The following is a 26212-nucleotide window of genomic DNA, read 5'->3' on the forward strand; positions in this document are numbered from 1 at the left end:
TCTTGCAACCATCTAAATCTCTTGTACATTCCGTACTAGATTCAAGTGTTGCCTAAGTTAAGAGAGTTTAATCGCAAATAAACCTTGCTCCACTCACCACTTACTTACATCCTACCGCCTCACTTCCTCTATTTTTCACAAAATACCATCAACTAACGGTCAATTAATGTCCAACTGACAGTCAAAGGGCGATCTAGCTGATCACGAGCCTTGCCAACACTTTTTCCCCGACCATTCCAATGAAGGGTTGTCCACTGTGGCTGATGCCTCAATATTCGTGTAACAACGACCGACATATCATCTTCTATTTGTCCCCCTGTATGGCGAATAACCGTATCAAGCAATGTATCGGCAATTTGCTGCGGATCATCCGTCTGCAAATCCCCAATAATTCGTTTCAACCACATCTCCTTATTAGCAGCCAATCCAGGAGCATCGAACACCCCGTCTGTCATCATAATGACGATATCCCCTGATTTAAGCGGCGTACTTATTAGATCTATATCCACGTCTTGCAAAATACCAATCGGCAAACTGTTGCCCCTAATAAGCCTCACCTCTTTTCCACTTTTAATAAAGCTTGGCGTTGATCCTCCTTTAATAAAGGTTGTGTTTGCCGTATATAAATCAACAATCGCCATATCCACAGTGGCGTACATCTCATCCGGTGATCGAATGTTCAAAACTGAGTTCGCAGACTTAATCGCAACCTGCTCATTCATGCCTGATTGCAGCAGCATCGAGAGCACCGTCAGAGCGGTGCTGCTTTCATCGCGAGCACGCTCTCCGTTCCCCATCCCGTCGCTAAGTGCTACTGCATATTTGCCCCCTCCCAACTCCAACGCTTGATGGCTGTCGCCTGACAGCAAGTCTCCTCCTTTGGCTGCACTAGCAATCCCCGTTTCCACATCGAACGCTTTTGCCGAAACAAAAGTGACCGTGCCTTGCCCATCCTTTCCACTCATTTTGTCTTCCTTAACGGCAATATGCTCCCCTAAAATATCAGACAGCAACGGCGCGATCAGCTTGCGGCACTCGTCATAACCATCCGTGAAGGCGTGCATCATCTCTATTTCCACCCGTCCAGGGTCTAGCGAAAAAACGTCTACCCGATACACCGATAAGCCCAATTCATCAATTGCCCCTTGAATTTGCTCCTGCTGTACGAATATTTCACGATTTTCGCGCTGTATTTCTTGCGCTAAATCTTCCATTACTTGCGACATGCCTGCCAGTTGTTCAGATACAAATCGTCGATTATCTTGCAGCTGCTGTCGCCAATACTGCTCTTGCCGGATTCGCTCATGCTCCTCCCGCATAATGGCCAGCATATGCGTAGTACGACCGCACGCATCCTTCCATTTTCGTGGAATTTGCCGTTCATTAAAGGAGGGGTCATCCTTTATGACCGACCTCATACTGTTCATGTAACTCATCGTCTGGATCATCTTCCCGCTCCAGCACGTCTTCACTCGTGGACAGGGGCTACACGCCCTTCCGGCGACTGCTTGAATGAATGCATCTGCTTCATCATCCGCATGCTCTGCCCTTCCTTGCACCTCTGACCGCCCTGACCTATCGGATCTCTCAGGCCTCACGTGCCTCAAGCCCACGTCAATCTCACCGTTCTTGTTAGGCCCCGTCGCTTGGTCAAAGCTATGCGATAACTGCCGGAATACATCTGAAAATTGATGCACCCGCTCGGCAGTCATATCTCGCACCCGCTTCGCATATTCATGTTGGGACTGGTTATGTTCCGCCGTCCCAGGCACGTACTTAGCCAACGTGCCCAGAATACCCTTTGGCGTAAGTAGAAAGAACACAACGGCAATGATCGTCTCCCAGGTCGATGCCATCACTAGTGAAGGTGGGCCTAAGTAGACAGAGAAGATGGCCGTGCCTAGCAGCACGCCAAAAGCTACTGCCCAGCGCTTGCCTTCACGCATCATGCCGCCCAATAGCCCCGCAAAGGCGAGCACGCTCATTTGCATGAGAGAGCCTGGCTCTGCCAGGCTTAGGATGAGCCCCAAAATGACGCCTACCGAGGCCCCTAGCGTTGCCCCGCCCACAAAGGCAAACAACAAGACAAAATACCGTGACAGCATATGATCAAGCTGCATGTCTTGAATCGACCATCCAACCGCTCCTGTCATCACAGAAGCTAGTAATATGATTAAACAGATAAGTTCTTCCGTGCGAAGCGTGTAATTGCGTTTATTCATCGTCAATACAGGCAATGCTTGTATAAAGACGAGTGTCAGTACAAATCCGAGTATGGCGTCCGTTATATCCATAAGGAACGTATACCAAGTTAAGTGAGAGACGACTATCGTAACGAAAGACTGTACGAGTAGATTAGCCGTAAACACCATAAACGGTGCATAATTCATTTCAGTTCGTTCATACGCTTTCATTCCCCGCTGCATAAGTACGATGAGCAGTAATTCCATTCCTATCATGAGCGTCGTCGGTTGGGGGGTGAACAAGCTTCCCGCCAAAATAGCTGTTCCTACCCATGGAGCAAACTCACGTCTAGTAAAGTAGATAACCGCAAAGAATGCCGCTGCAAATGGAAAGAGCCCGTCCAATATGAATGCTTTGCCTAGTAAAAATCCGATCCCTGTAAAAATAATTGCCCATTTACGTGTGCCCAACACACGTTTAAACCGTTCCCAGCGCCATTTCCCCGCTTCTCCCCCACGAGACCAATGAGCTCCTCCCGTTTGCATTGCCTCATGCCACATTTGATTTGGAAAAGGAATCACTTTCGATTTGCTCATCCCTAAGCACCGCCTATTCTCTTAAATAGTGTGCCTCTGATTATAGAGGGCATTTTGGAAATAGTTTGTCAGAAAAAGAGGGGAGGACAAAAAAACTTTCCGACAAGGTAAGCGGTAAGTGCGAAATGCCTGCGATACAATATGTATCAACAAAAAGTGGACGTTTAAAGCTTCTTCGCAGCTGCGGAAAAGGGGCATTTTGTCGGTGCGGTTTGCTCATTGCATCAAAGATTTGCGGCTGCTTATACACTATTGCGTAACAATATGTCGGTAATTTTTTTTAGACGACAAAAAAAAGAGGCGTATTTGCCCTACAATTTTGGGAATAATCAAATCCCGAGTTATGTTTATTGCTGAAAGGTATCTGGCATGATGTAAGATCCACAGTAAAACAGGCTCGATAGCGAATTCACAACCCTTATGAGACGAGTGACAAACGAGGAGTTACAATTACATATTTGAATTTGAACGGTTAACAAAACAAATAAACCGCAATCCAGTAAAAACCGGATTGCGGTTGGATAAATCGGCAATATAGAAATTAATCGCGGCGAGCCCCACGGCCTCCACGCTTAGATTCCGTATTTTTCTTCAATGATGACATTCTTTCTTCACTATCTTTAAGGAAACGTGACATTTTATCCTCAAAAGAAGCGAAATTAGGCTTACGCCCTCCGCGGTCTCGGTTCCCAAACCCTGGTCTGCCACCGCCACCACCACCGCCGCCTTCTCTTGCTGGGCGATCAGGTCTTGGACCTCTTGGTGGTCTCTGTTCGGACGCTGGCTTATCAACTGCTTGCTTGATAGACAAGCCAATCTTACCGTCCTTGTCGACGTTAATTACTTTGACCGTAACGACATCTTCAATCTTCAAATGGTCATTCACGTCTTTGACATAGTTATCGGCAATTTCAGAGATGTGAACCAGTCCCGTGACACCCCCTGACAGATCAACGAACGCTCCAAAATGCGTAATGCCTGTCACCTTGCCTTGTAACTTGGTGCCCACTTCAATTGTCATAGAATAAAATGTTCCTCCCTTAAAATGTTAAACGGCACATTGCCCTTTAATAAAGCAATGCTTATGACGTGATTATACTGTAACGGCGTGATGTTGGTCAACCAACGGCTGTCCTGATTTACGCCTATTCGTCCTGTTTTCGAATAATGACTTCGTTCGGAAGTACCCATCCGCGGCTGCGGGCTAACTGCAGAATATACTCCGTTGTGTTCAACCGATCTACTTCCTGCTTCAGCTCGTTGCGGGCCTTTTCCGCTTGGGTCTTTATTGCTTGACGATCTGCGGATTCTTTCTCTAAATCTTGCATTTGAAACATTTGGCTAAAAAAAGTATATACACCCCAGCAAAGAAACAGCGTCATAAACATCAGCCATATGCGCAGCCTCCGCTTCGTTACATTCATTTGCGTATTGTCGTTGGCGCTACGTTTTGACGAGTGTCTGGACACGGCCATACGTACACCTCCTTGGCTAACCTGTGGAAATATCGTGCTAGGTTATATACCCCTTACGATTTCCGGCGAAACAGGCTCGAGATGCGAAGCCGCTTGATCGCCCTTGCGAGAGCAGTCTTTACTTGCCTTGCTCGCATGAACAACTTTCTTGCGGTAACATACGCGAACTCCTTGATTCGCACCATCCGTTTGGTCATTCCGAAGCGATTCCATAACGGCATCACTAGCGGGCGGAACAACCATACAAGGAGTAACCATAGCGGACGTAAACATTGTAGCACAATTTTGCAAATGAAAATAGCAACGGTTAGCAAAAAGCGGGATGCAGCCTTTATGAGCAACCACAGCCCTTTTAACGGCATCACGATAAGCACATACAGGCATCGCTTAACTACACGATATACACCTAATACGATACGTACGAGCAAAGTGACGATCCCGACCGTTAAACGGCTAAACAGGATAACGTACAGCCATGCTCCCATTACAAGGCCGACAAATACATAGAACCTTAGCTCTCCCTGATTGCCCTTAATAAGCATTTCAAATACGAATAGCGTCGCCCCAAGCCAATACAAAATATCCAACAACGGGATCGTCCATCGCGGAAACTTAAATTGACCTGCCACGACTCGGTAACCGTCAAACACCATTCCTAATGTCAGCCCACTTACTATCATAAGCAGGACGGTCATCCATTGTGTCTGCAGACTCACCTAAAAAGCTTCCCAAAAAAACCTCTCGTCTTGTCTTGCGTATTCGTATCCAAATAGGTCAGGGAGTTGACCGTGCCTTCAATCGCTACAAGACCTTGTTCTAGATTTAAATTTTTAATATGCAAATTGTGTCCGCGTACAGCCAGGAAGCCGCTATCGGTCTCCAACAGAAATTCTTCACTGTCGAAACTTTCAACATTGCTAACACCGCTCAATTCGAGCACCTTGCGGTTCAACATTTTAACTTCCTGACGCTTCGCCGACTTCATCGTATGATCGAGCATAGCATGTACCCCTCCTCTTCAACACTAGCTTATGAAGGGGCTGCCAAAATAGAACTAGAAATAGATCGACAACTAGCGGTTGTCTACCTTTTCTGGGTACATATCGTGATTCATCAAGCGGTGAGCCGCCATGTCCTCATACTTGGTCGCCGGACGGCCCCAGTTACAATATGGATCAATAGAAATGCCACCGCGCGGCGTGAATTTGCCCCATACCTCAATATATTTCGGTTCAAGCAAATGAATCAAATCATTCATAATAATATTGACACAATCCTCATGAAAATCACCATGATTACGGAAGCTGAACAAATACAATTTGAGCGCCTTGCTTTCAACGCACTTTTGGTCAGGAATATAACTAATGTACATCGTCGCAAAATCAGGCTGCCCTGTCATCGGGCACAAGCTCGTAAACTCTGGACAGTTAAACTTAACAAAATAATCTCTTCCTGGATGCTTGTTGTCGAACGACTCCAGCACATCCGGCGCATACGTCGTCGGATATTCCGTCTTTACCCCCAGGTGCGTTAGCTTCAAATCAGCCTCATTGCGGCCAGCTTCATGATTAGTCATTTTAAGAACCCCTTTATTTTGGTTGTAAAAAACAATGCCTGCTACACTCCGCGTTTATTGCCCCAGACGAGCGTATGAAGCTGCGGTAACACTCTTACATCGCTCAGACGCGGCTCCGCCGCCACCTGTTCGATGAGCCACTCATACTTGCGTAGCAGCTTGGCAATAAGCGCATCGTCATCCGGTCCGTGCACGTCATCATTTCCCGTTTGCAGCACAAATGGCACAGTCGAGTAACGTTCGTGCACGTCGACAGCATACGCTAAATCCTGCTCGTCGAACACGACGATCTTCAGACAATATCCGCGCTGCGGCTGCTGCCATTGCAAACGCGTCATCACCTCGTCGAGTCGAACGAAGTTTGTACTCATACCAGAGCTGGGCGGCTTCGGTGAAATGGTCACGTCATCAACGTCTAGCAGCCACGGCTGCCAGCGCGAGCCTTGCGTCTCCACCGCTGTGCGAATTCCGTTGTCGCGCAGTAAGCTTACTAGCGCCGACATCTGTGGGATTAGCGCTGGATTGCCACCGGATAGCGTGACGTGCTTGAAGCGATTGCCACCAAGTGTGTGCAGTTCGCTCCATATTTGCTCAGCTGTCATGTACCGGATATCATCTTTGGCAGAACCGTCCCAAGTAAAAGCCGAGTCACACCATGAACAGCGATAATCGCATCCGGCTGTGCGCACAAACATCGTCTTTTGCCCGACAAGCAAGCCTTCACCTTGTACAGTCGGCCCAAAAATTTCGAGCACGGGAATTGGCTTCATAGCCTGAGTGTCGTTACGCTCCTGCAATGTTTGCGTATCGTTACAACTCACACTTGCGCCGCTGCCTACATCTGCGGTTGTGCCAGTATACGGCTGGCTCATTCGCTCCGCCGCGGTAGGATGTGTCGTTGTCACTCGACCATCCACTCCCTTCTTGCTTCGGCATAGCTTGTAGGTGTCTCGTACAACCGGACAAATTCGACCCGCCCACCAGCGCAGCGCGTGGTATAAGGCTCTTGACGCAGAGCTGCTTCCATCTGCTCATACAACCACACAACCATATTTTCAGCCGTCGTATTCATCGGCGGCAATGTTTCATTTAAATAGCGATGATCGAGATACGGCTCGATCCGCTCTTTCCAAATCGTCTTGATATCGCCAAAGTCTAGCGCGATTCCTATTTCATCTACGTATCCGCTCAAGCCAAACACAGCTTTATACGTATGCCCGTGTAAGTTTTTGCACTTTCCTTCGTAGGCGTGCAAATGATGGGCTGCATCGAATGTAAACTCCTTGCTTACGAGGACACGCTTCGTATGATAGCGAAGTGCGGGCTGCTCAATATCTTTGCCCAGCTGCTGCAATTGTTCTACGATGCGATAAGGACCTGGCTGCATCATGAGCGACCCCCTCCTTGCGCGGACACTTGAGCCAGCAATTCCTGCTGCCCTTGATGCTTTGTCCCCTGCTGCGCATAAGCAGCAGCTTGACTCTTCACTTCGTACTCTCGTTGCGCTTCATTATCCCGCTCCTGCAAGTACATCTCCAATCCTGCACGACGCAAATGACATGCCGGACACTCACCGCATCCGTCTCCGGGTTGACCGTTATAGCACGTCACTGTCTCCGTGCGCACAAAATCAAACGCGCCAAGTCGATCCGCTAGGCGCCATGTTTCCGCTTTGTCCAGCCACATAAGCGGCGTGTGAAACACAAAATCATGATCCATCGACAAATTCAGTGTCACATTTAGCGATTTTACAAATACGTCGCGGCAGTCTGGATAGCCGCTAAAATCAGTTTCACATACACCAACTACGATATGGCGTGCCCCGATTTGCTTGGCATAAATAGCCGCAAAGGAGAAAAAGATTAAATTACGGCCATCTACAAACGTACTCGGCAGTTGGCCCTCCTCATGCGAAATGTCGATGTCTGATCGTGTAAGCGCATTTGGCGCCAACTGATTAAGTAGCGACAAATCAAGCACCCGGTGCTTCACGTTTAACGTCTTTGCGATCGACGCGGCATGCTCCAGCTCGCTGCTATGACGCTGACCGTAGTCAAACGTAATCGCCTCTACCTCATCGAACTGCTTCATTGCCCAGAATAGGCAAGTGGTGCTGTCTTGGCCACCACTGAACACGACAACCGCCTTTTCACGGCTAAATACCTTGCTCTCATGATCGTTTGCTGCAACACGTGTAATCTTTGTTGTCATTACCTTTTTTCCACCTTTCTGTTTCCCTCAAGGTGAAAGGCATTGTGTCAGAAGACACAAAAAAGACAGCACTAAGGAACACAGGTCCGTGGATGCTGTCAGCCTTAGTTTTTTATAGAGGGAGTTCGCGAACCTCTGCCAAGTACAATCTTGGGCTTATGATAGAGTTGTTCTTGCCCCATTATAGGAGTTTTGTTCCAAGGAGGCAACCTGAATAATAGTTGAGCGCTGAGCGTCTGTATGTGATCCGACAGACATTACTGGCGATGCTGTATAACTTGCCGATGCTCCTACCCGCCATTCCGACATCGCCCGTGAAACGATAAGCCACATTTCTGAAAAAGGAGTTTTGGTATAGCTGCTAACAGCAGCAAGCAATGGATGAATCTGATTGATGTGCCAGCGGTGCCAGTATACTCCTATCCACTTGTCACGATCATCGCGCGCAATGGGCAATAAATCAATGAAATGAACAGAGAATGGACATGCTGCATCTGCATTATGGGAAATACCGATCTGACTCGGTCTCCAATCGATTTGTACATTATATTTAATCGCGACGGCAACAATTCCTGTAATAAATCGGGCATACTTATGGGCAAAAGGAATACCGAAAGCGTGGAGATCAAGGGCTGGCATTCCGCTCCATTTCTGAGTCCGAGCATGAATATACATTTCAAATCCTTCATTCGTTAATAAGTCTCCGAGTGTATACGCTGATTTCTCAGCGTCTGAGCCATAAACGGTAATCCCATATTCGACACGTAGCTCTTGTTCAGCCGCTTCAAATTGCGACAGTTTATCACAAGATACCGCATAGTCTGATCCATTTGAGGAATGATTAAAATGACTCATTTTGAAACCATTATTCATGTCCGCACCCCTATATAATCGAACGGCTTATCCATCCTATTTGATCTCAACAATATGTACTATGGTTGCTATAATCGCTATATCATTTATTCTACCAATTATAACTGATAATTATTATCAATTAGAATATATGACATTTTTGTGGGTGTCAACTTATATTATGTGCGATCAGCAGATCAGAATTGTCTGTATTACGAAACAAAAAACGACTCCTCGATAATGAGGAGTCGTTGATTTTATGCGCTATGAATTACCAACCAAAGTCATCAGACTTCGGAAGCGGTTCTTCTTTTACTAGCGTATACATTCCTGCTGCTTCGTCTTTCTTGGTCGTCTCTTGCAGACGTTCTACACGAACGGTAACGAGCTTCTGTCCAAATTGGACCGTAATTTCGTCACCAACTTTGACCGTGCTGCTCGGCTTCGCTTCCCGACCATTCACGACGACGCGTCCTTGCTCAGACACATCTTTAGCAACAGTACGTCGCTTGATGAGTCGCGAGACTTTCAGGAATTTGTCGAGTCGCATTATTTTACAGCTTCTTTAAGCTTGTTACCCGCTTTGAACGCTGGAACAACGGATTCAGGAATCTCGATTGTTTTACCCGTTTGTGGGTTGCGACCTGTGCGGCCAGCGCGTTTGCGAGTTTCGAATGTACCGAAGCCGATCAATTGTACTTTGTCTCCGCTTGCCAAAGCATCTTGTACTTCGCCGAAGAATCCGTTCAATACGGATTCAACGTCTTTCTTAGTCAATCCGCTCTTTGTAGAAATGTTGTTGATCAAATCAGTCTTGTTCATGTGTATTGGCCTCCCAAGTTTTCATCAATAATATTTATAGAGCTGTCATGGCTCGTGAGCTTCCGCTCGTCTCAACCGTAAGCTGCGGAATACTGCGCATGTATGTATTCTTGCTTAATGAGTGAATTCCTTCTCTGACGCGGCATTTTTTGAAAATTTGACGATAATAGAGCACGTTCAAATGACCTTTGCCAGAATTACGGTTCGAGTCGCTTCGCTTCTTGCCACAAACGCTCCATTTCTAGTAAATCAGTTTGGTCAAAAGATTTGCCGTTTATACGAAGTTGTTCTTCAATATATTGAAAACGGCATATAAATTTACGGTTTGTCATCATCAGCGCTTCTTCCGGATCAACCGATGTGAAGCGTGCTGCGTTAACAACCGCGAATATCAAATCACCAAGTTCTTCCTGTACATGCGCTTGCTCTGCTTCACCAGAATTTAATTCTGCTGAAACAATTGCCTCTCGCAATTCTTGCAATTCTTCCACTACTTTGTCAAGTACATCTTCGATTTTATCCCAGTCAAAGCCTACTTTTGCCGCTTTTTTCTGTATTTTTAACGCTTTCATCAGCGCTGGCAAATCTCGTGGAACACCGTCTAGTACGGAAGAATGCTCAGTGGTAATCCCTTTATTGCGCTTCTCTTCCGCTTTCATCTGTTCCCAATTATTGAGTGCAGAATCTGCGTCAGATGCATGTTTGTCGCCAAACACATGCGGATGACGGAAAATAAGCTTCTCGTTCAAGCCCTGAACCACATCATAAACGTTAAAGGAGCCTAGCTCTTCTTCCATCTGGGAATGAAGCATAATTTGAAGTAATACATCTCCAAATTCTTCCTGCATACCGACAGGGTCGTCATTGTCGATAGCTTCAAGCACTTCATACGTTTCTTCGATTAAGTTTTTACGAATCGACTGATGGGTCTGCTCGCGATCCCACGGGCAACCGTCAGGACTGCGCAATATCGCTACAATTTCGTGCAACCGTGCAAATGTGCGGTTGCGCACTGCATCGTTACTAGTCCGCGGAACGAATATAAGCGATAAGTTCGCGAAGCCTTCCACATGGTCAAGCTCATGCAAGGGTACACGCACAATTTGCTCTTGTCCCTCTACGCCAAGGGCATGACCAACTACGACTTCGTAGTCGTCAGGGTAGACGTCCATTAAGCTGAGCTTAACGTCAGAAGCCGTAAACGTATCATACACTTGTCCGATGACCGTATGCAACTGCGGATTGATGGTTGATAACGACAATTCCGTGGCATCTAGCAGTTGGAAACCTTCAATCGGATCGAAGCCCAGTCGGACAAACGCTTGGTCAAGGAAGCTTTCGCCCCCTAGAATGCGCAGCTCAATATCGTGCTGTGGGCACCGTTCTTTGAGCAAGCGGACAGATGCCTCCGCGACCATCGGATGGCCGGGAACAGCGTACACAACTGGCTCTTCTGGCTTATTGACAGCTGCTTCAATCAATCGCAAGCTAATCTCGTTATAGACGGCTGGAAACGTGTCATGCGACTCGTAAATGCTGTCGAACGACTCGAATGTGACGTGATGTTCACGCAAGAGATCCATAACAGGATGATGTTCTGTGCGTACATAAAGACGAGTTGATTCACGTAGTAAGTTCCATGTAGCAAGCGTCAGTTGGCCAGGATCTCCGGAGCCAAGGCCGACGACCGTAATTTTTCCGCTCATATGAAGGTTCTCCTTTAAAGTTCTATGTTGGATGTTGCATAGTCGGTATGGGACGGGACTGATCCGAAATTAACGTCTTCTTTAACGCCTTATCCTTAAGCGTGGCAGACGTGCGGCCAGCGTCGCTAAGCGCGGGCCCACACGCGGTAAATCAGCTAGCTCTTTCGGATGAACCGCGCCTAATATAACAGCAAGTGCAGCAAAAGTCAGCGCCCCTAGAGGCACGCCGATTGCAACAGCCCCTACGGCGGCAAAGCGCTGGCTATCTCCGCCTAGCCTCTGCACGTACGCCGTCACAAAGTGAACGACAGCGGCCATGCCAGTAAGTGCTCCTGCCAAGCGACCGCTTCCCGCTCCCCATACTACAAAGCGCACCCCGCTGCAGCGTGCAATTGCGACTGCATTCAACACAGCGGCCAGCGTAAGCGACACCGCTGCGGCTGCGGCTGCTCCGTTAATACCGTATGCCGGAACTAGCCCTACATTAAGGATAGCCTTTACGATTGCGGCTATAACAAAATGGATCATAGGTGCGCGCAGCGATCCCATGCCTTGTAGTAAGGCTGCGGTGACTGCGTGGAATGCTCCACCTGCGGCTGTTAACGATAAGAGCTTAAATGCGGTTGAACCCGCATCGTTCATATAGAATGCGGTGTTGAGCGGCTCAGCCAGAGCTGCCAACCCGACTGCTGAAGCCAAACCAAGCAGCCAAGACCAGCGCGCGGCTGTTATTGTCATATGGGACAGCGTCGCTATATTGCCGCTCCGCCACGCTTCAGCAATTGCTGGTACAATTCCTACTGCCAATGAAGCAGCAACCATCGTCACCAGCTGCACAAGTGGTAGAGCTCGGCTATATATGCCGAACTGTACCATGCTTTCAGCTTCAGACATGCCCTGCGCTGTAAGCAGGCGTGGCAACGTAAATACATCAATGAGATTTATCGCAGGCATAACGATAGCACCTAGACATATGGGAATGGCCGTCCATACTAAACGCCGCATCCAGCTTCCTACTGGTAGGGGTTTGAGTACTAAGCCACCTGAGCCGTCAGTTTTGCTCGTTTCGCCAGTTCTGTCGACTAATCCAGTTATGTCAGTTGCGTCAGAACCTACAACCCTTAAAGCCTCTTCAGCTCTTCCAGCTTTTTCAGCTCCTTCAGCCCTTTCAGTCCTGTCAGCCTTTTCGACTCCTTCAAGCCTCTCGTTCCTAATCCCTATCCACCAGTATATCCCTATTGCCAACAAACCGCACAAGCCTCCTGCAAACGAGCCAAAAGTCGCCCCCGCAGCTACGACATCATCCGATGCTTGCTGGCCTGTTAAATAGAGCAGCAGCACAATCATTACGGTGACGCGGCCCGTCTGCTCAACGACTTGTGAAACGGCTGTAGACATCATCCTACCTTTGCCTTGTTCAAATCCCCGTAAAGCAGCGGCTACTGGCATAACGAGCAAAGCATACGCCGAGCTTCGTATTGCAGCCTCAGTATACTCATTGCCTATCCAGCCAGCAATCTGTCCTGCACCAAACAGCAGCCCAATAAAGCCAAGCAACCCCGTGGCGATCGTTAACAAGCACGCAGCCTGCAAAATGCGCGTGGAGTCCTCCGTATTGCCAGTCGCCTCACATTCAGCTACTAACTTCGCAACAGCTACTGGAATACCCGCTGACGCGATTACAACTAGCAGTACATAGAACGGATATACTGCGTTATATATGCCAAATACGCCATCCCCTGCAATATTTTGCAGCGGTATTTTTTGCAGCGTACCAATAATTTTGGAAATGACTGTCGCTAGACCGAGCGTCAGTGCTCCGGATAGAACCTGTCCAGCTCCACGGTCAGAGTTGCGTCTTATTTTCATGCTATCCATCCTATTTTTAGCGTATCACCCTAATTATATTATACATTAGCGAAGCCATAACAGCGAAGCGTCAGCGGTGTAGATCAGCAGTGTGCAGCCTCCCTTACAAAGGGCGAAGCACATCTGTCCTGATCGCTAAAAATGTTAAAAAAACGCAAAAAACTCCTGCCAGCTTGAGCAGCGCGTTCTGCGCATACTCATCGAGCAGGAGTGTTTCATTTACGGAAGGAGATAATATTACTGCTCCATTTGCTTGCCGAGGAACCCAGCAGCTGTTTCCGCCATTTTAATTTCAAGTTGTCCCATTTTAACGCTGTCGTCTTTGTTCAACAATACGACTGTACCGATTGGGTCTCCACCCGTCACGATAGGCGCTGAAACGAATGTAGACAACGCTTCTTGGTTATCTTTCGCTACTTCATAAGTACCGGAGTTTGTTTCCACAACAGTCTTGCGGTTCTCCATGCAGTTCTCAAGAATCATACCGATTTGCTTGTCCAAGTAATCCTTTTTAGAACCACCAGCGACAGCAATAACGTTGTCACGATCCGTGATAAGCGTAATGTGTCCTGTACCTTCATACAATGATTCCGCATATTCCTTCGCAAAGTCGCCAAGCTCGCCGATTGGGGAATATTTCTTCAAAATAACTTCTCCGTCACGATCAACGAAAATCTCCAATGGATCTCCTTCGCGAATACGCAAAGTACGACGAATTTCTTTAGGGATGACGACGCGGCCGAGGTCATCAATACGACGAACAATACCGGTAGCTTTCATAATTGTTGCCCCGCTTTCGATTGAGTTAAATTTTTAAAGGTCTACTGTATTATTAATCAGGAGAGGCGCAAATATGGACACAGGATATTTATCGCTGACCATAGTATTCATCTGCTCCCAAGTTCTTATACATAACTTATACGTCGGAAGACCGAACCAAGTTGCAAAAAATATAACATTTTTCGACACTAAACGACAGTCTTTTTTCATCATTTTCTCAAAATTTTCACAATTTTCTGATAATTTTATGAAAATACCTCGTTTCATCTCGCTTTTTGGCAACATTAGTATACTACAATTTGGTGGATTTTTATCCATACCTTCATTTTGTGAACATTTCATTGTGTATTCCACTGATAGCGAACACTTAAGCAAAAAAAGTCCACCAGCGCTTATCGCGGTGGTGGACTGCTCCCCGAACATACTGCACGCACAGCTCGAATTTTGTCGAAATGACGTACCTTGTACCTTCGGCGATACTCTTATTCGATATTTAATCCCTCGTATTAAGGAGTCGTCGTTGTTCCTTCTTGCTTCGGTTGTTGAGCCGGTTGTTGCGCAGGCGCTTTGCCGGACTCAGGCTTTGTTTCAGGTGCTATTGGCTGTGGTACTGCTTCTTTTTGAGGCTCTGGTTTAGGTAATTTGACTTCTTTAATAATCTTTTTCAAATCGTTCTCCATAAACTTAGCCATAATCTCGCCAGCTGCTGCAACTTTAACTTGATCTTTTTGTTCCTTGGACAACTTGTCCAAAGTCGGAACGTTTCTCGACTCAACACGCATTACATGATAACCGAATTGTGTCTCAACAGGGTCACTCACTTTATTCAGTGGCAATGTTGCTGCTGCTGCTTTAAATTCAGGTACCCAATCCGTAATTTTCGCGTCTTTGTACAAGCCGCCTGTCTTCTTCGAACCTTCATCATCCGTCAACTGGGTAGCCAACTTCGCGAAGTCTTCACCTTTATTCAAACGTGCTTGAATTTCTTTAGCTTTCTTAAGCGCGTCTTCCTTCTTGCGCTCTTTGCCAGCACTATCTTTAAGTGCGACTAACACATGGCGAACCGATGCTGTCGTGAACTCAGGCTTCATTTTTTCGTATTGAGCCTTGATGTTCTCATCTTTTACTTGATTGTTGAAATGCTCTACAACGATGAAGTTACGTGCCATGAAGTCTTTAACCTCAGCTTCAGTCAACTTCTGCGTCTTCAAACCTTCTTGAAGCTGCTTGTCGTTGTTTTTCTTAATGACAGCAAGCTGCTCTTCAGCTTTCTTCTTGCCATCTGCTTTTTCTTTGTCGGAAGCTTTATCAACTATATAAATATAGGCGATTTGCTGCTTCACAAAGTATTCACGGAATTGCTCCATATTAATAAGTTGTGCGTATTCTGGATAGAAGAACAAAGTCAATGCGATTTCTTTATCGAACTCGTTCTTTGTAATTTCGCCGCCCTCATATTTCGCGACAACCGGGCTCGTATCTTTTACTGCACCTGCGCTGCTCTTATCTGCAGCTCCAGCGTTGCTCTTGTCCCCACAACCTGCCAATACGGACAAAGCCATAACGGCGGACATTAGAATTAATAGAAATTTTTTGGAACGCTTCTTGTTATTTTGTAACATTCTGCAATTCTCCCTTCAATTTAATCGCTTCCTTGGCCTGCTGCATAAACTGCTCTAGCTTCATCATGAGCTGCAAAGCATCCCAGCTTCGCGCATTTACTTTAATTGTGCCGTGCGCATTGCGGTCAACAACAAATCTTCTGTCGATTTCGGTTGCGATTGTAGCTAACTTATTGCGGTCGATTTGGGACTCTGCCAGTGGAAACACTTTAAGGATAACGTCGTCCCCTCGCTGCACGATGGATTCAAAACCGTACTGCTTTGCATACATTTTCAAGCGAGCAACTGTAAGCAATTGCAGCACTGCTAACGGTGGCTTTCCGAAACGGTCATCCAGCTCGTCGCGCAGCTCTTCCACCTCGTCCAACGACGCTAATCCAGCCACTTTTTTGTATATCTCAATCTTCTGAATACTATCATAAATATAATCCGGCGGCAAATAGGCATCGACGTTCAAGTCGATCAATGTTGTCCATTCCTGCTGCTCGTCAATCGTTAAGCCATCCAGCTCCGCTTTGCGCTTATTAATCTCGTCAGCCAGCATCTGCGAATACAAGTCAAAACCTACCGACGCGATAAAGCCATGCTGTTCTGCTCCAAGTAAATTACCCGCTCCACGGATAGACAAATCACGCATCGCAATTTTGAATCCGGAGCCTAATTCTGTGAATTCCTTGATTGCTTGCAATCGCTTCTCGGCCACTTCGTTCAGTACCTTATCGCGTTGATACGTAAAGTATGCATATGCGATTCGATTAGAACGGCCTACACGACCACGCAACTGATACAGCTGGGACAAGCCCATCTTGTCAGCATCGTGGACGATAAGCGTATTGACGTTAGGAATGTCTACGCCCGTCTCGATAATACTTGTGCTCACAAGCACGTCGAACTCCCCATCCAAGAAGTCGAGGATCGTCTTCTCCAGTTCCTGCTCGGACATTTGGCCGTGCCCAACCGTCACTCGCGCTTCTGGAACGAGCATTTTAATGTGGTCAGCCATTTGATGAATGCCTTGAACACGATTAAACAGGAAGTAAACTTGGCCGCCTCGCGCGAGCTCTCTCTCGACAGCTTCCCGTACGAGCGTATCGCTGTACTCCAGTACATACGTCTGTACAGGGAAACGATTCTCCGGTGGTGTTTCAATAACCGATAGATCACGAACACCCAACATCGACATATGCAACGTACGCGGAATAGGCGTAGCTGTCAGTGTAAGCACGTCTACGTTCGTTTTGAGCTTCTTTAGCTTTTCCTTATGGGTTACCCCAAAGCGCTGCTCCTCATCGACGATAAGCAGCCCCAGGTCTTTAAAGATAACGTCTTGTGACAACAGGCGATGCGTACCGATAACGATATCGACGACACCTGTCTTCAATCCTTTCATCGTCTCATTTTGCTCTTTACGGGAGCGGAAACGACTCATAACTTGGATGTTGAATGGATAGCCCGAAAAACGCTCACGGAACGTCTCATAATGCTGCTGGGCTAGAATTGTCGTCGGCACAAGGATAGCGACCTGCTTGCCCTCAATAGCCGCCTTAAAGGCTGCGCGTACAGCAACTTCTGTTTTTCCATAACCGACATCACCACATAGTAGTCGATCCATCGGTCGGCCCATTTCCATGTCACCTTTAATTTCTTCAATGGTGCGCAATTGATCTCGTGTCTCGTCATAGGGGAACATATCTTCAAATTGCTGCTGCTCCGGTGAATCTTTTTCAAATGCGTAGCCACGTGAATCTTGTCTTGCCGCATATAACTTGATTAAATCGTCGGCAATGTCTTTAACCGATGAACGCACCTTACTTTTTACTTTCGTCCACTCGTTGCCGCCCAGCTTGTATACTTTCGGTTCTTTATCTTCCGAACTAACATATTTCTGAATCAAATGTAGTTGATCAACCGGAACGGAAAGCTTGTCACCACCTGCATACAAAATGTGCAAATAGTCTTTGTGGATTCCGTTAATCTCCAGCGTACCAATGCCTATGTACTTCCCAATCCCGTGGTTTTGGTGTACGACATACTCTCCGATTTTCAGCTCCGTGTAGCTGCGGATGCGCTCTGCATTATCTATTTTAGCCCCTTCAGAACGACGGGCTTTGCGTTGTTTCTGTGAGAACATCTCACCTTCAGTAATGACTACAAGATGGATGGATGGCATTTCAAAGCCTGTCTGCAAGTTGCCGTTCACGATAGTCGGTTCAGCAATTTCATAATCTTGCAGTACACGACGAATACGCTCAATGCGTTCTTCACCGTTGCCCAGCATGATTACTTTGGCCCCTTGCTTCTTCCACCTTTCCATTTCTGCCTTTAACACATTCATCTGACCGTGAAAGTTTTGCATGGAACGGCACATTACATTCACGATGTTTTGCGGGTGAGTGTGTGGCACTTGGCGTAAAAATAAAGCCATATAAATCGTTTGAAACGGGCGATTATTTAACACTTCATCGGATGTTCGTCCGAATTGGAGCGCTGGCAGCGTCTTTCCGTTCTGTAGCAGGTGTGTACTCCATTCCAGCTCATCCCGTTCTAACTGCTTAGCTGTTTCCAAGACACGTGCTGGTTCATCAATAATGAGCAGCGTATCTTCCGGCATATAGTCATACAGTGTATGCTTCTCTGGATGAAGCAGCGCTGCGTATTTGTACATTTCTGAGAAGTACATCGCTTCACGCAACTGTTCGATTTCATAACTAATTTCTTGTCTTAACTTTTCTTTCGTCTGACGATCGTTCATTTTATCGAGTTGTTGTTCAAGGCGTGCCGATGCCGCTTCTGCCGCAGCGGCGAAGCGTTGCTTGTTAGCTATTAGGTCTTTACTTGGGGTTATCGTTAATTGTTCTAGTTTATTAATCGAACGCTGATCCTGTGGGTCGAATGACCGAATGGATTCAATTTCATCATCAAACCATTCGATTCGATACGGGGTAGGCGATGTGAGTGGGTAAATATCGACGATGCCGCCTCGCACACTCAGTTCACCTTTAGCTTCCACCCGCTCCACGCGCTCGTAACCAAGCTCTATCATACGCTCCAAAAACGATTCGAGCGGTAATGTTTGATCAACTGCAATGGCAAGCCCTGCGTTTGCCATGACGTCACGCGCCGGTAAATAACGGCGTAGACCTGCATACGGCACGACGACAACGCCACGGAACCCTTGCGCACAGCGCATCAGTGCGTCAATACGTTGGGCGTTCACTTCTGGGCTTGATATGGCTGCCTCAGCCGCGACCAGTTCATTCGCTGGATATAGGAGCACTTGCTCTGGTGTGAGGCATTCTTGTAAATCCTCCGCTACCTTTTGTGCGGAGAACATATTGTGCGTCACCACCAGTACCGGACGCTCCATTTGCTTCGCCACCGCCGCCATCATAACTTGGCGGGCCGATCCAGACAGCCCTGACACGAGCTGCTCTTTCATGCCTGCGCGAATACCTGCGATAATCGAATTGACATCGCGTTCTTCGGATAAGGCTTGCATAAGTGCATTTAACAAAGGATTGGCACCTCTTTCTTACCGACTATTACCCACTCTTTCACAACAAATAGGAACGATTCCCACCGCGGATTTGCACTAAAATAAGCCTCGGCACACAAGCCAAGGCTGACGTATATCTTATAAACGATGCGGAACATAGTACTCCAGCATGTGCTGTTCATCTCCATAGCCATGCACCTTCTCCTTTTCTCCACATCGTAATATGTCACTGTAGAGGCGAAGTAAAAGAGGACAGCTCGGGATGTCTTTGCAGCGCTTCTGAGCAATATTCACAAGTTAATCGCACCGTTACGTCTCCATTGGAATGATACAGCAAAAAGTGTTGGCGATCTTCCGGCGTCAAACGGTCAAATCCGAGACGGTCCTCTTGTACGTGTCCGCTTTCGATGCGCCCTATTAACGTATGACAATGTTTGCAGACATAATTCACAGACATGTATATGCCTCCAATCTCAGGAATATACCGATTAGTATTACCCGATTAAAGGAGGTTTAACCTAAATTATCCTCTGCATGATGTCTAATGATGTCTAACCGTTGTGCTTAGCCATCGTTTGCTCAAATGTATGGGTTAAAGCGTGCTCCACTGCATCACAAGTACGCTCAACGGTCTGATTCAGTAACTCTTGCTCTGATTTCGCAAATGTAGACAGCACATAGTCAGCAATATCTCGTCCTGGCTCAGGTCTGTTTATGCCCATGCGAATACGGTTGAATGATTGTGTGCCAAAATGCTGAATAAGTGACTTAATCCCATTATGGCCGCCTGCACTCCCTTGGTAGCGCAATCTTATTTTGCCGAGTGCGGTATCCATATCATCGTAAAGGACGATAAAGTCTGATATGTCTGCCTTATAATAATCCATATACGCTCGTGCAGATTCACCTGACAAGTTCATGAAAGTCATAGGCTTGATGAGAACAACCTTCTCTGTTCCGATGCGCCCTTCACCTATGAGCGCTTTGCACTTGCTGTCCTGTACCTTTATGTTATATTTATCGGCTAAAGCATCAATAGCCATAAATCCGATGTTGTGGCGCGTTTGAGTGTATTTTGATCCTGGATTACCAAGACCGACGATCCACTTCATTAGTGTGCTGGCCTCCTTATAATCATCGACACATTCCTTATACCTTTTTTTCTCAAAAAGATAAGATCTTAAATGCCGATAAGGGTTACATCTTCTTGGACGCTATTTAAACCTCATCCAAGTAGACGTAACCCTATCTATTATCTAACGCTACAACACGTCAACGTTATCATTACTCAATTTCAAACAATTTACTAATGGATAGCTCTTCGTGAACGCGAATAATCGCTTCACCCATTAACGGCGCAACCGATAATACGTGCAATTTGCTCGATGGATTCGGATGCGTAATTGGAATTGTGTCGGTCACGACGACTTCTTTGAACGGAGAATTCTCCAAACGTTCCATCGCCGGTCCGGACAATACTGGGTGCGTACAGCATGCATACACTTCTTTCACGCCTGCTTCAACTAAAGCATTGGCACCAAGAACGATTGTACCCGCAGTATCGATAATATCATCGATAATGATTGCTGTCTTGCCCTTAATATCGCCGATAATGTTCATGACTTCACTTACGTTCGGTTCCGGACGACGCTTGTCGATAATGGCAAGTGGCGCATTCAAGAAATCAGCCAGTTTGCGCGCGCGTACAACGCCGCCATGGTCTGGAGATACGACTACGACATTCTCCAATTGCTTGGAGCGGAAATATTGAGCCAAAATCGGCACACCGAGTAGATGGTCAACTGGAATATCGAAGAAACCTTGAATTTGCGTCGCATGCAAATCCATTGTAATGACACGGTGAGCACCTGCTGTTTCGATCAAATTCGCAACAAGCTTCGCCGTAATTGGATCACGGGAACGCGCCTTACGATCTTGACGCGCATAGCCGTAATAAGGAATTACGACGTTAATGCTCTTCGCAGAAGCACGCTTCAACGCGTCTACCATTACGAGCAGCTCCATCAAGTTGTCATTGACAGGAGCACAAGTAGATTGGACAACGTAAACGTCGCAACCGCGAACACTCTCCGATAAGTTGATTGAAATCTCGCCGTCACTAAAGCTTTTCGTTACAGCGTCTCCAACCGGAATGCCAATATATTCAGCAATCTGGTTAGCTAACTTTGGATTAGAGTTGCAAGTAAATATTTTCAGCTTCGAATCACAATAAGTCATGGTATTGAAAACCCTCCGTGCCGGTTCTTGTTCATCGTTGTAATATATCCATTAATGGTACATCTTAATTGTAACGTTGATCATGGTGCATGTACAGCTACTATATAAACCATAATACCTAGTTCCTAGTATCTAATTGCTAATTGTACTAGGAATTTCGATCTTTTTTTGCTTTAGCCTGAGCGCGTATTCGATCCGCGTAGCCAGGTTTGTTCACTTGGCGCTCGCGTGCAATAGCAAGATCGTTATCTCCCACAGACTGCGTAATGGTTGAACCAGCAACTACATAAGCCCCTTTACCGACACGAATCGGTGCGATCATATTCACATTGCTGCCAATGAACGCATCGTCTTCAATCTCCGTAATAGACTTATTATAACCGTCGTAGTTGACAGTTATAGCGCCACATCCAATATTTACGTTTTTACCGACCTTCGCATCGCCAATGTAGCTTAAATGTGACACCTTGGAATGGTTGTCGAGTGATGCATTTTTAATTTCGACGAAATCGCCGACCTTTACATGCTCACCAAGGCGAGCACCAGGACGCAAGTACGCGAACGGACCAACACTGCTGTCATTGCCTACAGATGCTTCTTGAAGAACGGACTGCATAATATGTACGCGTTCAGCGACAAACGTATCTGTCAACTCGCTGTTCGGTCCGATTACACAATCTGCACCGATAACGGTACGTCCTTTAAGGCTAGTTCCTGGAAGGATAACGGTGTCAGGGCCGATCTCCACATCCGCTTCGATATACGTTTGTGCAGGATCGATAATTGTTACGCCGTTTAACATATGGCGTTTGTTGATGCGCTCCCGCATTAAGCGTTCAGCTTCAGACAGTGCCACACGATCGTTAATACCGATCGACTCTGCTGGGTCTGGCGAACAAAACGCCTGAACCAATTCGCCTTGCGCTTTTAAAATGCCAATAACGTCAGTTAAATAGTATTCTTGCTGGGCATTGTTATTTGTAACTTGCTCCAGCGCCGCAAACAGCTTCACATTGTCAAAACAGTACGTGCCTGTATTGATTTCTTTAACGAGCTGCTCCTGCGTCGTACAGTCTTTTTGTTCAACAATTTTCATGACCGAACCATCTTCTGCGCGGATAATCCGTCCATAGCCTTGCGGATTGTCCAGTTCAGCCGTCAAAATCGTCGCTGACGCCTGTGCACGCTCATGAAGCTCCATCAACTGTGCCAACGTCTCAGGCGTCACCAGAGGTGTATCGCCACAAATCACGATAGTTGTACCTTGCTCACCGTCTAAAAGTGCCTTTGCCTGTTTCACCGCATGACCAGTGCCAAGCTGTTCCGCTTGAAGGACGAACTCGGCGCGATCTCCAAGGTGACCCTTTACGATTTCAGCTCCGTGCCCAACGACGACAACGTTGCGCTCACATTGAACGCGTTCTACAGCATTAAGCACATGACCAACCATCGGTGTTCCACAAACTGGATGGAGCACTTTGTACAGTTTTGACTTCATGCGTTTGCCTTGTCCTGCGGCTAGCACAATGGCCATTCTTCTCAACGTGTTCGACCTCCTGATCCCTTTTCTCCATAGTTGAATATATCTCATTATGGACAAAAAGAAAAGAGAGCCCCCATGTTTGGCTCTCTTTCTTTGCAACCCCGTAGATTATTAGTTCTTAAGCGCCCTCTTCAATAACTTCCTCTTCAGTCGCTGCGCGCTCGTATTCAGCCAATACAGCAGCTTGAATTTTTTCGCGTGTCGCGGAGGAAATTGGATGAGCGATGTCACGGAATTCGCCATCTGGCGTCCGTTTGCTAGGCATCGCAACGAACATACCGTTATTGCCGTCAATGACGCGAATGTCATGGACAACAAATTCGTTATCGATCGTAATAGATGCGATTGCCTTCATTCTCCCCTCTGTGTTGACGCGGCGGAGTCTTACATCAGTAATTTGCACGTGTGTTCACCACCTTTTTCCATCAGGACTTGGTGTATAATTCCACACGTGCAACTAAAATCCTTCTTTGTTTTCCTGTTGAAACGACTTTTTTTTGAAAAATTAAACCGTTTTTATCTTTTTCGACAGTGTTCGATTCAGATCGCAGCAATTAATTCGATTTCGACAAGTACATCTTTAGGCAAACGAGCGACCTCAACAGTCGATCTTGCTGGCTTGTGCGAACCGAAATATGATTCATAAATCGCGTTTACTTGCGCAAACTGATTCATATCTTTTATAAAAACAGTAGCTTTAACGACATGTTGTAAGGATACTCCTGCTGCCTTTAATACCGCCTGCAAATTGCGAAACACTTGATGTGTTTGTTCTTCAATTCCACCTTGTACAAGTTCTCCTTCAGCAGTTAGTGGAATTTGCCCCGAAGTAAATACGAGGTTTCCAAGCTTAACGGCTTGGGAATATGGACCTATTGCCGCTGGTGCCTCATTAGTCGCAATGCTTTCAATCGGTTGTGACATTGTAGTAGCCTCCTTGATATCGTGTTCTGCCTACTTCAATCTTGTTTGCTCAAGTTATTTCCCAGACTTGTCGAAAAAATTACCCAAAGCAACGTTTAACTGCTTCGTACGTGGATCTACAGCTTCTGTCTTCACACGCATTAAGGATACGTACTCGTGTAGCAATCTTTCATCCTGCGATACGTCCTCGGATTCGACAAGCACGCCCACTCCAGCAACGGTCGCGTCAAATTCACGCAACAACTCAATCATTCCGTTAATCGTGCCACCAGCACGCATAAAGTCATCCACGATGAGTACACGTGAGCGTTCTTTTAAGGCACGTCGCGCCAACGTCATCGTATGCAGGCTCTTCTGCGAGCCTGAAACGTAGTTAATGCTTACAGCTGACCCCTCGGTGACGACATGGTCACGACGTACAAGTACGACCGGCAAATTCAAATAAGCCGCGGTTGCGTAAGCAATCGGAATTCCTTTTGTTTCGACGGTCATGACAACATCAATATCATGATTAGAAAATACAGACGCAAACATCCTTCCGATGTCATTCATCAAAGAAGGTTGTCCCAGCATATCTGTAATGTAAAAATAGCCCCCTGGAAGCATACGATCAGGATGCCCCATTTGTGCACAGAGCGCCTCGATTACAGGCTTAGCCTGTTCTAGGGCATATTTAGGTATATATTTAACGCCACCTGCTGCACCTGCTAAGGTGAGCAGCTCTCCTGTCCCTTCACTCTCGCACACTTCTTTAATAATAGCCAAATCCTCACTAATAGAAGATTTGGCTGCACCATAACGATCTGCGAATGTTGTGAGCGGAATGAGTGTATGAGGCTTGGACATTAAGTACTGCGTCATCTCGACGAGACGAGCACTGCGCTTGAATTTTTTCATTTAAAATTCCTCACTCATTAGATCCGAATATTATATTGTGATATTACATGAATGGTCGTTTGTTATCAATAATCGCCAGCAACAATTAAGTCAGCAATCGAACAGCGTACACTTCTTTACAGAAACCACGCAAACCGTTATACATACGCGCCACTTTCGACTCTTTAGATACAAGCCCAAACACAGTAGGGCCGCTGCCCGACATCAGAACACCTTCTGCCCCTAACTTAAGCATCGCTTCTTTAAGCTGCTGTACTTCAGGATGCATAGGTAACGTAACCTCCTCCAGCACATTGCCAAGTGCTTGGCACATGTCCGGAAATTGCTGTGTTTGAATGGAACGCAACATCGCATCCAAGGAAGGATGCTGACGAATGGCATTTGCACGCAAACGTCCATACACGTCCGCCGTTGACACATTGATCGGCGGCTTAGCCAACACTACCCAGCACTGAGGTGGGTTGCTTATATGCTCCAGCTTCTCACCTCGACCTCGAGCGATAGCTGTGCCTCCAGTAATACAGAAAGGCACGTCAGAGCCAAGTTCGGCTCCAAGCAGCTGCAATTCCTCTTCTGCAATATTAAGCTGCCACAGTCGATTTAAACCGCGTAGCGTTGCCGCTGCATCACTGCTGCCACCAGCAAGACCAGCCGCTACCGGTATCTTTTTATCTAGATGAATATATACGCCTTGCTTTACTTCATATCTTTCCTTAATCAACTTAGCAGCCTGAAACGCCAAATTCTTCTCATCTAGCGGTATGTAACCGGCTTGGCTCGATATAATGATCGTGTCGCGGGATAATTCCTCCATCTCTAGACGGTCAGCCAAGTCAACCATCGTCATGACCATCTCTACCTCATGGAATCCGTCTTCCCGCTTGCGTAACACGTCAAGCAGCAAATTAATTTTGGCCGGTGCCTTCTCGTATACTTTCACACGCGTTCACCCTTCTTTACCCTACGAATCGCTTACGCTATTATAACAGACTCTACCATACAAGTCATTTCCCGATATAACAGCTTCTTTCGTACTCCCCTCCTTATCTGTGTGTTAAGTCCCCTTGTCTCGGCCATATTCGATATATAGGAAAGCGAACCACTGACATCAACGTTTGTTAACGCCCAGTGGTTCGCCAAGATACGATCTTATGATTTCCTTGCAGCTGCTTGTTCCGCTAATTCGATAGCTCGTTTTACCATGTTACCAGCATCTTTAGCTCGAATGGCCCCCCAGCCTTCACGCTCTACTGTTTCGTAGAAGCCAAGGTCTTTGGCTAACTCATACTTTAAATCCTCAGACATGACACTGCGCCTTCTTCGGCTCATCGCTTTACCTCCTCAAGCAACGTAAATTACGATTTAAGCAACACGATGCGCTTACCTTTAATGTGCCATACTGCGTCCAAGCTTATGCAAGC

26 protein-coding genes, 1 pseudogene and 1 riboswitch are annotated in these 26212 nt (G+C 46.7%); all 27 genes and pseudogenes read right to left on the bottom strand.

Features of this window, described 5'->3' with window-relative positions; genetic code table 11:
* Nucleotides 1-152: 152 nt before the first annotated feature.
* Nucleotides 153-2780 (bottom strand): SpoIIE family protein phosphatase, encoded by a 2628-nt coding sequence (locus tag KIK04_RS10035; RefSeq protein ID WP_232278100.1) that lies wholly within the window; start codon nucleotides 2778-2780, stop codon nucleotides 153-155.
* Nucleotides 2781-3321: 541 nt separating this feature from the next.
* Nucleotides 3322-3801 (bottom strand): S1 domain-containing RNA-binding protein, encoded by a 480-nt coding sequence (locus KIK04_RS10040; protein ID WP_232278101.1) that lies wholly within the window; start codon nucleotides 3799-3801, stop codon nucleotides 3322-3324.
* Nucleotides 3802-3925: 124 nt separating this feature from the next.
* Nucleotides 3926-4255: an FtsB family cell division protein gene (locus KIK04_RS10045; RefSeq protein ID WP_232278102.1), complete on the bottom strand. Its 330-nt coding sequence runs from the start codon at nucleotides 4253-4255 to the stop codon at nucleotides 3926-3928.
* A 53-nt stretch (nucleotides 4256-4308) separates the two neighbouring features.
* Nucleotides 4309-4971, bottom strand: coding sequence for a spore cortex biosynthesis protein YabQ (yabQ, locus tag KIK04_RS10050; protein WP_232278103.1), 663 nt, complete (start codon nucleotides 4969-4971; stop codon nucleotides 4309-4311).
* The gene (gene yabP, locus KIK04_RS10055) at nucleotides 4968-5255 is read right to left on the bottom strand and encodes a sporulation protein YabP (RefSeq protein WP_232278104.1); all 288 of its coding nucleotides are present in this window, start codon (nucleotides 5253-5255) and stop codon (nucleotides 4968-4970) included. Before yabP ends, yabQ begins: the two co-directional genes overlap by 4 nt.
* 72 nt (nucleotides 5256-5327) lie before the next feature.
* Nucleotides 5328-5831, bottom strand: coding sequence for a preQ(1) synthase (gene queF / locus KIK04_RS10060; protein WP_232278105.1), 504 nt, complete (start codon nucleotides 5829-5831; stop codon nucleotides 5328-5330).
* Between the two features lie 41 nt (nucleotides 5832-5872).
* The gene (gene queE, locus KIK04_RS10065) at nucleotides 5873-6601 is read right to left on the bottom strand and encodes a 7-carboxy-7-deazaguanine synthase QueE (protein ID WP_232278675.1); all 729 of its coding nucleotides are present in this window, start codon (nucleotides 6599-6601) and stop codon (nucleotides 5873-5875) included.
* A 131-nt stretch (nucleotides 6602-6732) separates the two neighbouring features.
* Nucleotides 6733-7221 (bottom strand): 6-carboxytetrahydropterin synthase QueD, encoded by a 489-nt coding sequence (gene queD, locus KIK04_RS10070; RefSeq protein WP_232278106.1) that lies wholly within the window; start codon nucleotides 7219-7221, stop codon nucleotides 6733-6735.
* 122 nt (nucleotides 7222-7343) lie between these two features.
* Nucleotides 7344-8042, bottom strand: a pseudogene (gene queC / locus KIK04_RS10075) (7-cyano-7-deazaguanine synthase QueC); the annotation flags it as partial.
* 98 nt (nucleotides 8043-8140) lie between these two features.
* Nucleotides 8141-8184: riboswitch (PreQ1 riboswitch) on the bottom strand.
* Between the two features lie 14 nt (nucleotides 8185-8198).
* Nucleotides 8199-8915, bottom strand: a complete 717-nt coding sequence (locus KIK04_RS10080; RefSeq protein WP_232278107.1) for a hypothetical protein — start codon at nucleotides 8913-8915, stop codon at nucleotides 8199-8201.
* Nucleotides 8916-9165: 250 nt separating this feature from the next.
* Complete coding sequence (locus tag KIK04_RS10085; RefSeq protein WP_232278108.1) at nucleotides 9166-9444, bottom strand: RNA-binding S4 domain-containing protein; 279 nt, start codon at nucleotides 9442-9444, stop codon at nucleotides 9166-9168.
* Nucleotides 9444-9716: an HU family DNA-binding protein gene (locus KIK04_RS10090; protein WP_232278109.1), complete on the bottom strand. Its 273-nt coding sequence runs from the start codon at nucleotides 9714-9716 to the stop codon at nucleotides 9444-9446. The genes KIK04_RS10085 and KIK04_RS10090 overlap by 1 nt, the downstream gene beginning before the upstream one ends.
* A gap of 197 nt (nucleotides 9717-9913) precedes the next feature.
* Nucleotides 9914-11422 carry a bifunctional methyltransferase/pyrophosphohydrolase YabN gene (gene mazG, locus KIK04_RS10095; protein ID WP_232278110.1) on the bottom strand — a complete coding sequence of 503 codons (1509 nt, stop codon included), beginning with the start codon at nucleotides 11420-11422 and terminating at the stop codon, nucleotides 9914-9916.
* 81 nt (nucleotides 11423-11503) lie between these two features.
* Entirely contained in the window at nucleotides 11504-13291 is a 1788-nt protein-coding gene (locus KIK04_RS10100; RefSeq protein WP_232278111.1) for a putative polysaccharide biosynthesis protein, read from the bottom strand.
* 237 nt (nucleotides 13292-13528) lie between these two features.
* Nucleotides 13529-14071, bottom strand: a complete 543-nt coding sequence (gene spoVT / locus KIK04_RS10105; RefSeq protein WP_232278112.1) for a stage V sporulation protein T — start codon at nucleotides 14069-14071, stop codon at nucleotides 13529-13531.
* A 506-nt stretch (nucleotides 14072-14577) separates the two neighbouring features.
* Nucleotides 14578-15693, bottom strand: a complete 1116-nt coding sequence (locus KIK04_RS10110) for a peptidylprolyl isomerase (RefSeq protein ID WP_232278113.1) — start codon at nucleotides 15691-15693, stop codon at nucleotides 14578-14580.
* Complete coding sequence (gene mfd, locus KIK04_RS10115; RefSeq protein ID WP_232278114.1) at nucleotides 15680-19207, bottom strand: transcription-repair coupling factor; 3528 nt, start codon at nucleotides 19205-19207, stop codon at nucleotides 15680-15682. The genes KIK04_RS10110 and mfd overlap by 14 nt, the downstream gene beginning before the upstream one ends.
* Nucleotides 19201-19383, bottom strand: a complete 183-nt coding sequence (locus tag KIK04_RS10120; protein ID WP_232278115.1) for a hypothetical protein — start codon at nucleotides 19381-19383, stop codon at nucleotides 19201-19203. Before KIK04_RS10120 ends, mfd begins: the two co-directional genes overlap by 7 nt.
* Nucleotides 19384-19415: 32 nt before the next feature.
* Nucleotides 19416-19646, bottom strand: coding sequence for an anti-sigma-F factor Fin family protein (locus KIK04_RS10125; protein ID WP_232278116.1), 231 nt, complete (start codon nucleotides 19644-19646; stop codon nucleotides 19416-19418).
* Between the two features lie 94 nt (nucleotides 19647-19740).
* Nucleotides 19741-20301, bottom strand: a complete 561-nt coding sequence (pth, locus tag KIK04_RS10130; protein WP_232278117.1) for an aminoacyl-tRNA hydrolase — start codon at nucleotides 20299-20301, stop codon at nucleotides 19741-19743.
* A gap of 172 nt (nucleotides 20302-20473) precedes the next feature.
* Nucleotides 20474-21427: a ribose-phosphate diphosphokinase gene (locus KIK04_RS10135; RefSeq protein ID WP_232278118.1), complete on the bottom strand. Its 954-nt coding sequence runs from the start codon at nucleotides 21425-21427 to the stop codon at nucleotides 20474-20476.
* 148 nt (nucleotides 21428-21575) lie between these two features.
* On the bottom strand, nucleotides 21576-22970 hold the full coding sequence (gene glmU, locus KIK04_RS10140) for a bifunctional UDP-N-acetylglucosamine diphosphorylase/glucosamine-1-phosphate N-acetyltransferase GlmU (protein WP_269671016.1): 1395 nt from the start codon (nucleotides 22968-22970) through the stop codon (nucleotides 21576-21578).
* Between the two features lie 118 nt (nucleotides 22971-23088).
* Entirely contained in the window at nucleotides 23089-23373 is a 285-nt protein-coding gene (spoVG, locus tag KIK04_RS10145) for a septation regulator SpoVG (protein WP_005545528.1), read from the bottom strand.
* A gap of 137 nt (nucleotides 23374-23510) precedes the next feature.
* Entirely contained in the window at nucleotides 23511-23894 is a 384-nt protein-coding gene (locus tag KIK04_RS10150) for a RidA family protein (RefSeq protein ID WP_232278120.1), read from the bottom strand.
* A gap of 54 nt (nucleotides 23895-23948) precedes the next feature.
* Complete coding sequence (gene purR / locus KIK04_RS10155) at nucleotides 23949-24791, bottom strand: pur operon repressor (protein WP_232278121.1); 843 nt, start codon at nucleotides 24789-24791, stop codon at nucleotides 23949-23951.
* Nucleotides 24792-24876: 85 nt separating this feature from the next.
* On the bottom strand, nucleotides 24877-25731 hold the full coding sequence (ispE, locus tag KIK04_RS10160) for a 4-(cytidine 5'-diphospho)-2-C-methyl-D-erythritol kinase (RefSeq protein ID WP_232278122.1): 855 nt from the start codon (nucleotides 25729-25731) through the stop codon (nucleotides 24877-24879).
* Between the two features lie 209 nt (nucleotides 25732-25940).
* Nucleotides 25941-26120, bottom strand: a complete 180-nt coding sequence (locus KIK04_RS10165; protein ID WP_232278123.1) for a small, acid-soluble spore protein, alpha/beta type — start codon at nucleotides 26118-26120, stop codon at nucleotides 25941-25943.
* Between the last annotated feature and the right edge of the window lie 92 nt (nucleotides 26121-26212).

Origin of the sequence: Paenibacillus sp. 481 (assembly GCF_021223605.1) — a bacterium.
Classification (GTDB): Bacteria; Bacillota; Bacilli; order Paenibacillales; family Paenibacillaceae; genus Paenibacillus_B.

Coding starts and splice junctions, on each gene's coding strand:
- queE (WP_232278675.1), bottom strand. CDS start 6,601: ATGAAGCCAATTCCCGTGCTCGAAATTTTTGGGCCGACTGTACAAGGT.
- KIK04_RS10150 (WP_232278120.1), bottom strand. CDS start 23,894: ATGTCACAACCGATTGAAAGCATTGCGACTAATGAGGCACCAGCGGCA.
- KIK04_RS10045 (WP_232278102.1), bottom strand. CDS start 4,255: ATGGCCGTGTCCAGACACTCGTCAAAACGTAGCGCCAACGACAATACG.
- KIK04_RS10090 (WP_232278109.1), bottom strand. CDS start 9,716: ATGAACAAGACTGATTTGATCAACAACATTTCTACAAAGAGCGGATTG.
- pth (WP_232278117.1), bottom strand. CDS start 20,301: ATGAAGTGGATCGTCGGTCTTGGTAATCCAGGATCAAAATACACTCAA.
- KIK04_RS10100 (WP_232278111.1), bottom strand. CDS start 13,291: ATGAAAATAAGACGCAACTCTGACCGTGGAGCTGGACAGGTTCTATCC.
- queF (WP_232278105.1), bottom strand. CDS start 5,831: ATGACTAATCATGAAGCTGGCCGCAATGAGGCTGATTTGAAGCTAACG.
- KIK04_RS10085 (WP_232278108.1), bottom strand. CDS start 9,444: ATGCGACTCGACAAATTCCTGAAAGTCTCGCGACTCATCAAGCGACGT.
- queD (WP_232278106.1), bottom strand. CDS start 7,221: ATGATGCAGCCAGGTCCTTATCGCATCGTAGAACAATTGCAGCAGCTG.
- KIK04_RS10110 (WP_232278113.1), bottom strand. CDS start 15,693: ATGTTACAAAATAACAAGAAGCGTTCCAAAAAATTTCTATTAATTCTA.
- yabP (WP_232278104.1), bottom strand. CDS start 5,255: ATGCTCGATCATACGATGAAGTCGGCGAAGCGTCAGGAAGTTAAAATG.
- KIK04_RS10080 (WP_232278107.1), bottom strand. CDS start 8,915: ATGAATAATGGTTTCAAAATGAGTCATTTTAATCATTCCTCAAATGGA.
- KIK04_RS10120 (WP_232278115.1), bottom strand. CDS start 19,383: ATGGCTATGGAGATGAACAGCACATGCTGGAGTACTATGTTCCGCATC.
- KIK04_RS10035 (WP_232278100.1), bottom strand. CDS start 2,780: ATGAGCAAATCGAAAGTGATTCCTTTTCCAAATCAAATGTGGCATGAG.
- KIK04_RS10165 (WP_232278123.1), bottom strand. CDS start 26,120: ATGAGCCGAAGAAGGCGCAGTGTCATGTCTGAGGATTTAAAGTATGAG.
- mazG (WP_232278110.1), bottom strand. CDS start 11,422: ATGAGCGGAAAAATTACGGTCGTCGGCCTTGGCTCCGGAGATCCTGGC.
- KIK04_RS10125 (WP_232278116.1), bottom strand. CDS start 19,646: ATGTCTGTGAATTATGTCTGCAAACATTGTCATACGTTAATAGGGCGC.
- KIK04_RS10040 (WP_232278101.1), bottom strand. CDS start 3,801: ATGACAATTGAAGTGGGCACCAAGTTACAAGGCAAGGTGACAGGCATT.
- purR (WP_232278121.1), bottom strand. CDS start 24,791: ATGAAAAAATTCAAGCGCAGTGCTCGTCTCGTCGAGATGACGCAGTAC.
- spoVT (WP_232278112.1), bottom strand. CDS start 14,071: ATGAAAGCTACCGGTATTGTTCGTCGTATTGATGACCTCGGCCGCGTC.
- KIK04_RS10135 (WP_232278118.1), bottom strand. CDS start 21,427: ATGACTTATTGTGATTCGAAGCTGAAAATATTTACTTGCAACTCTAAT.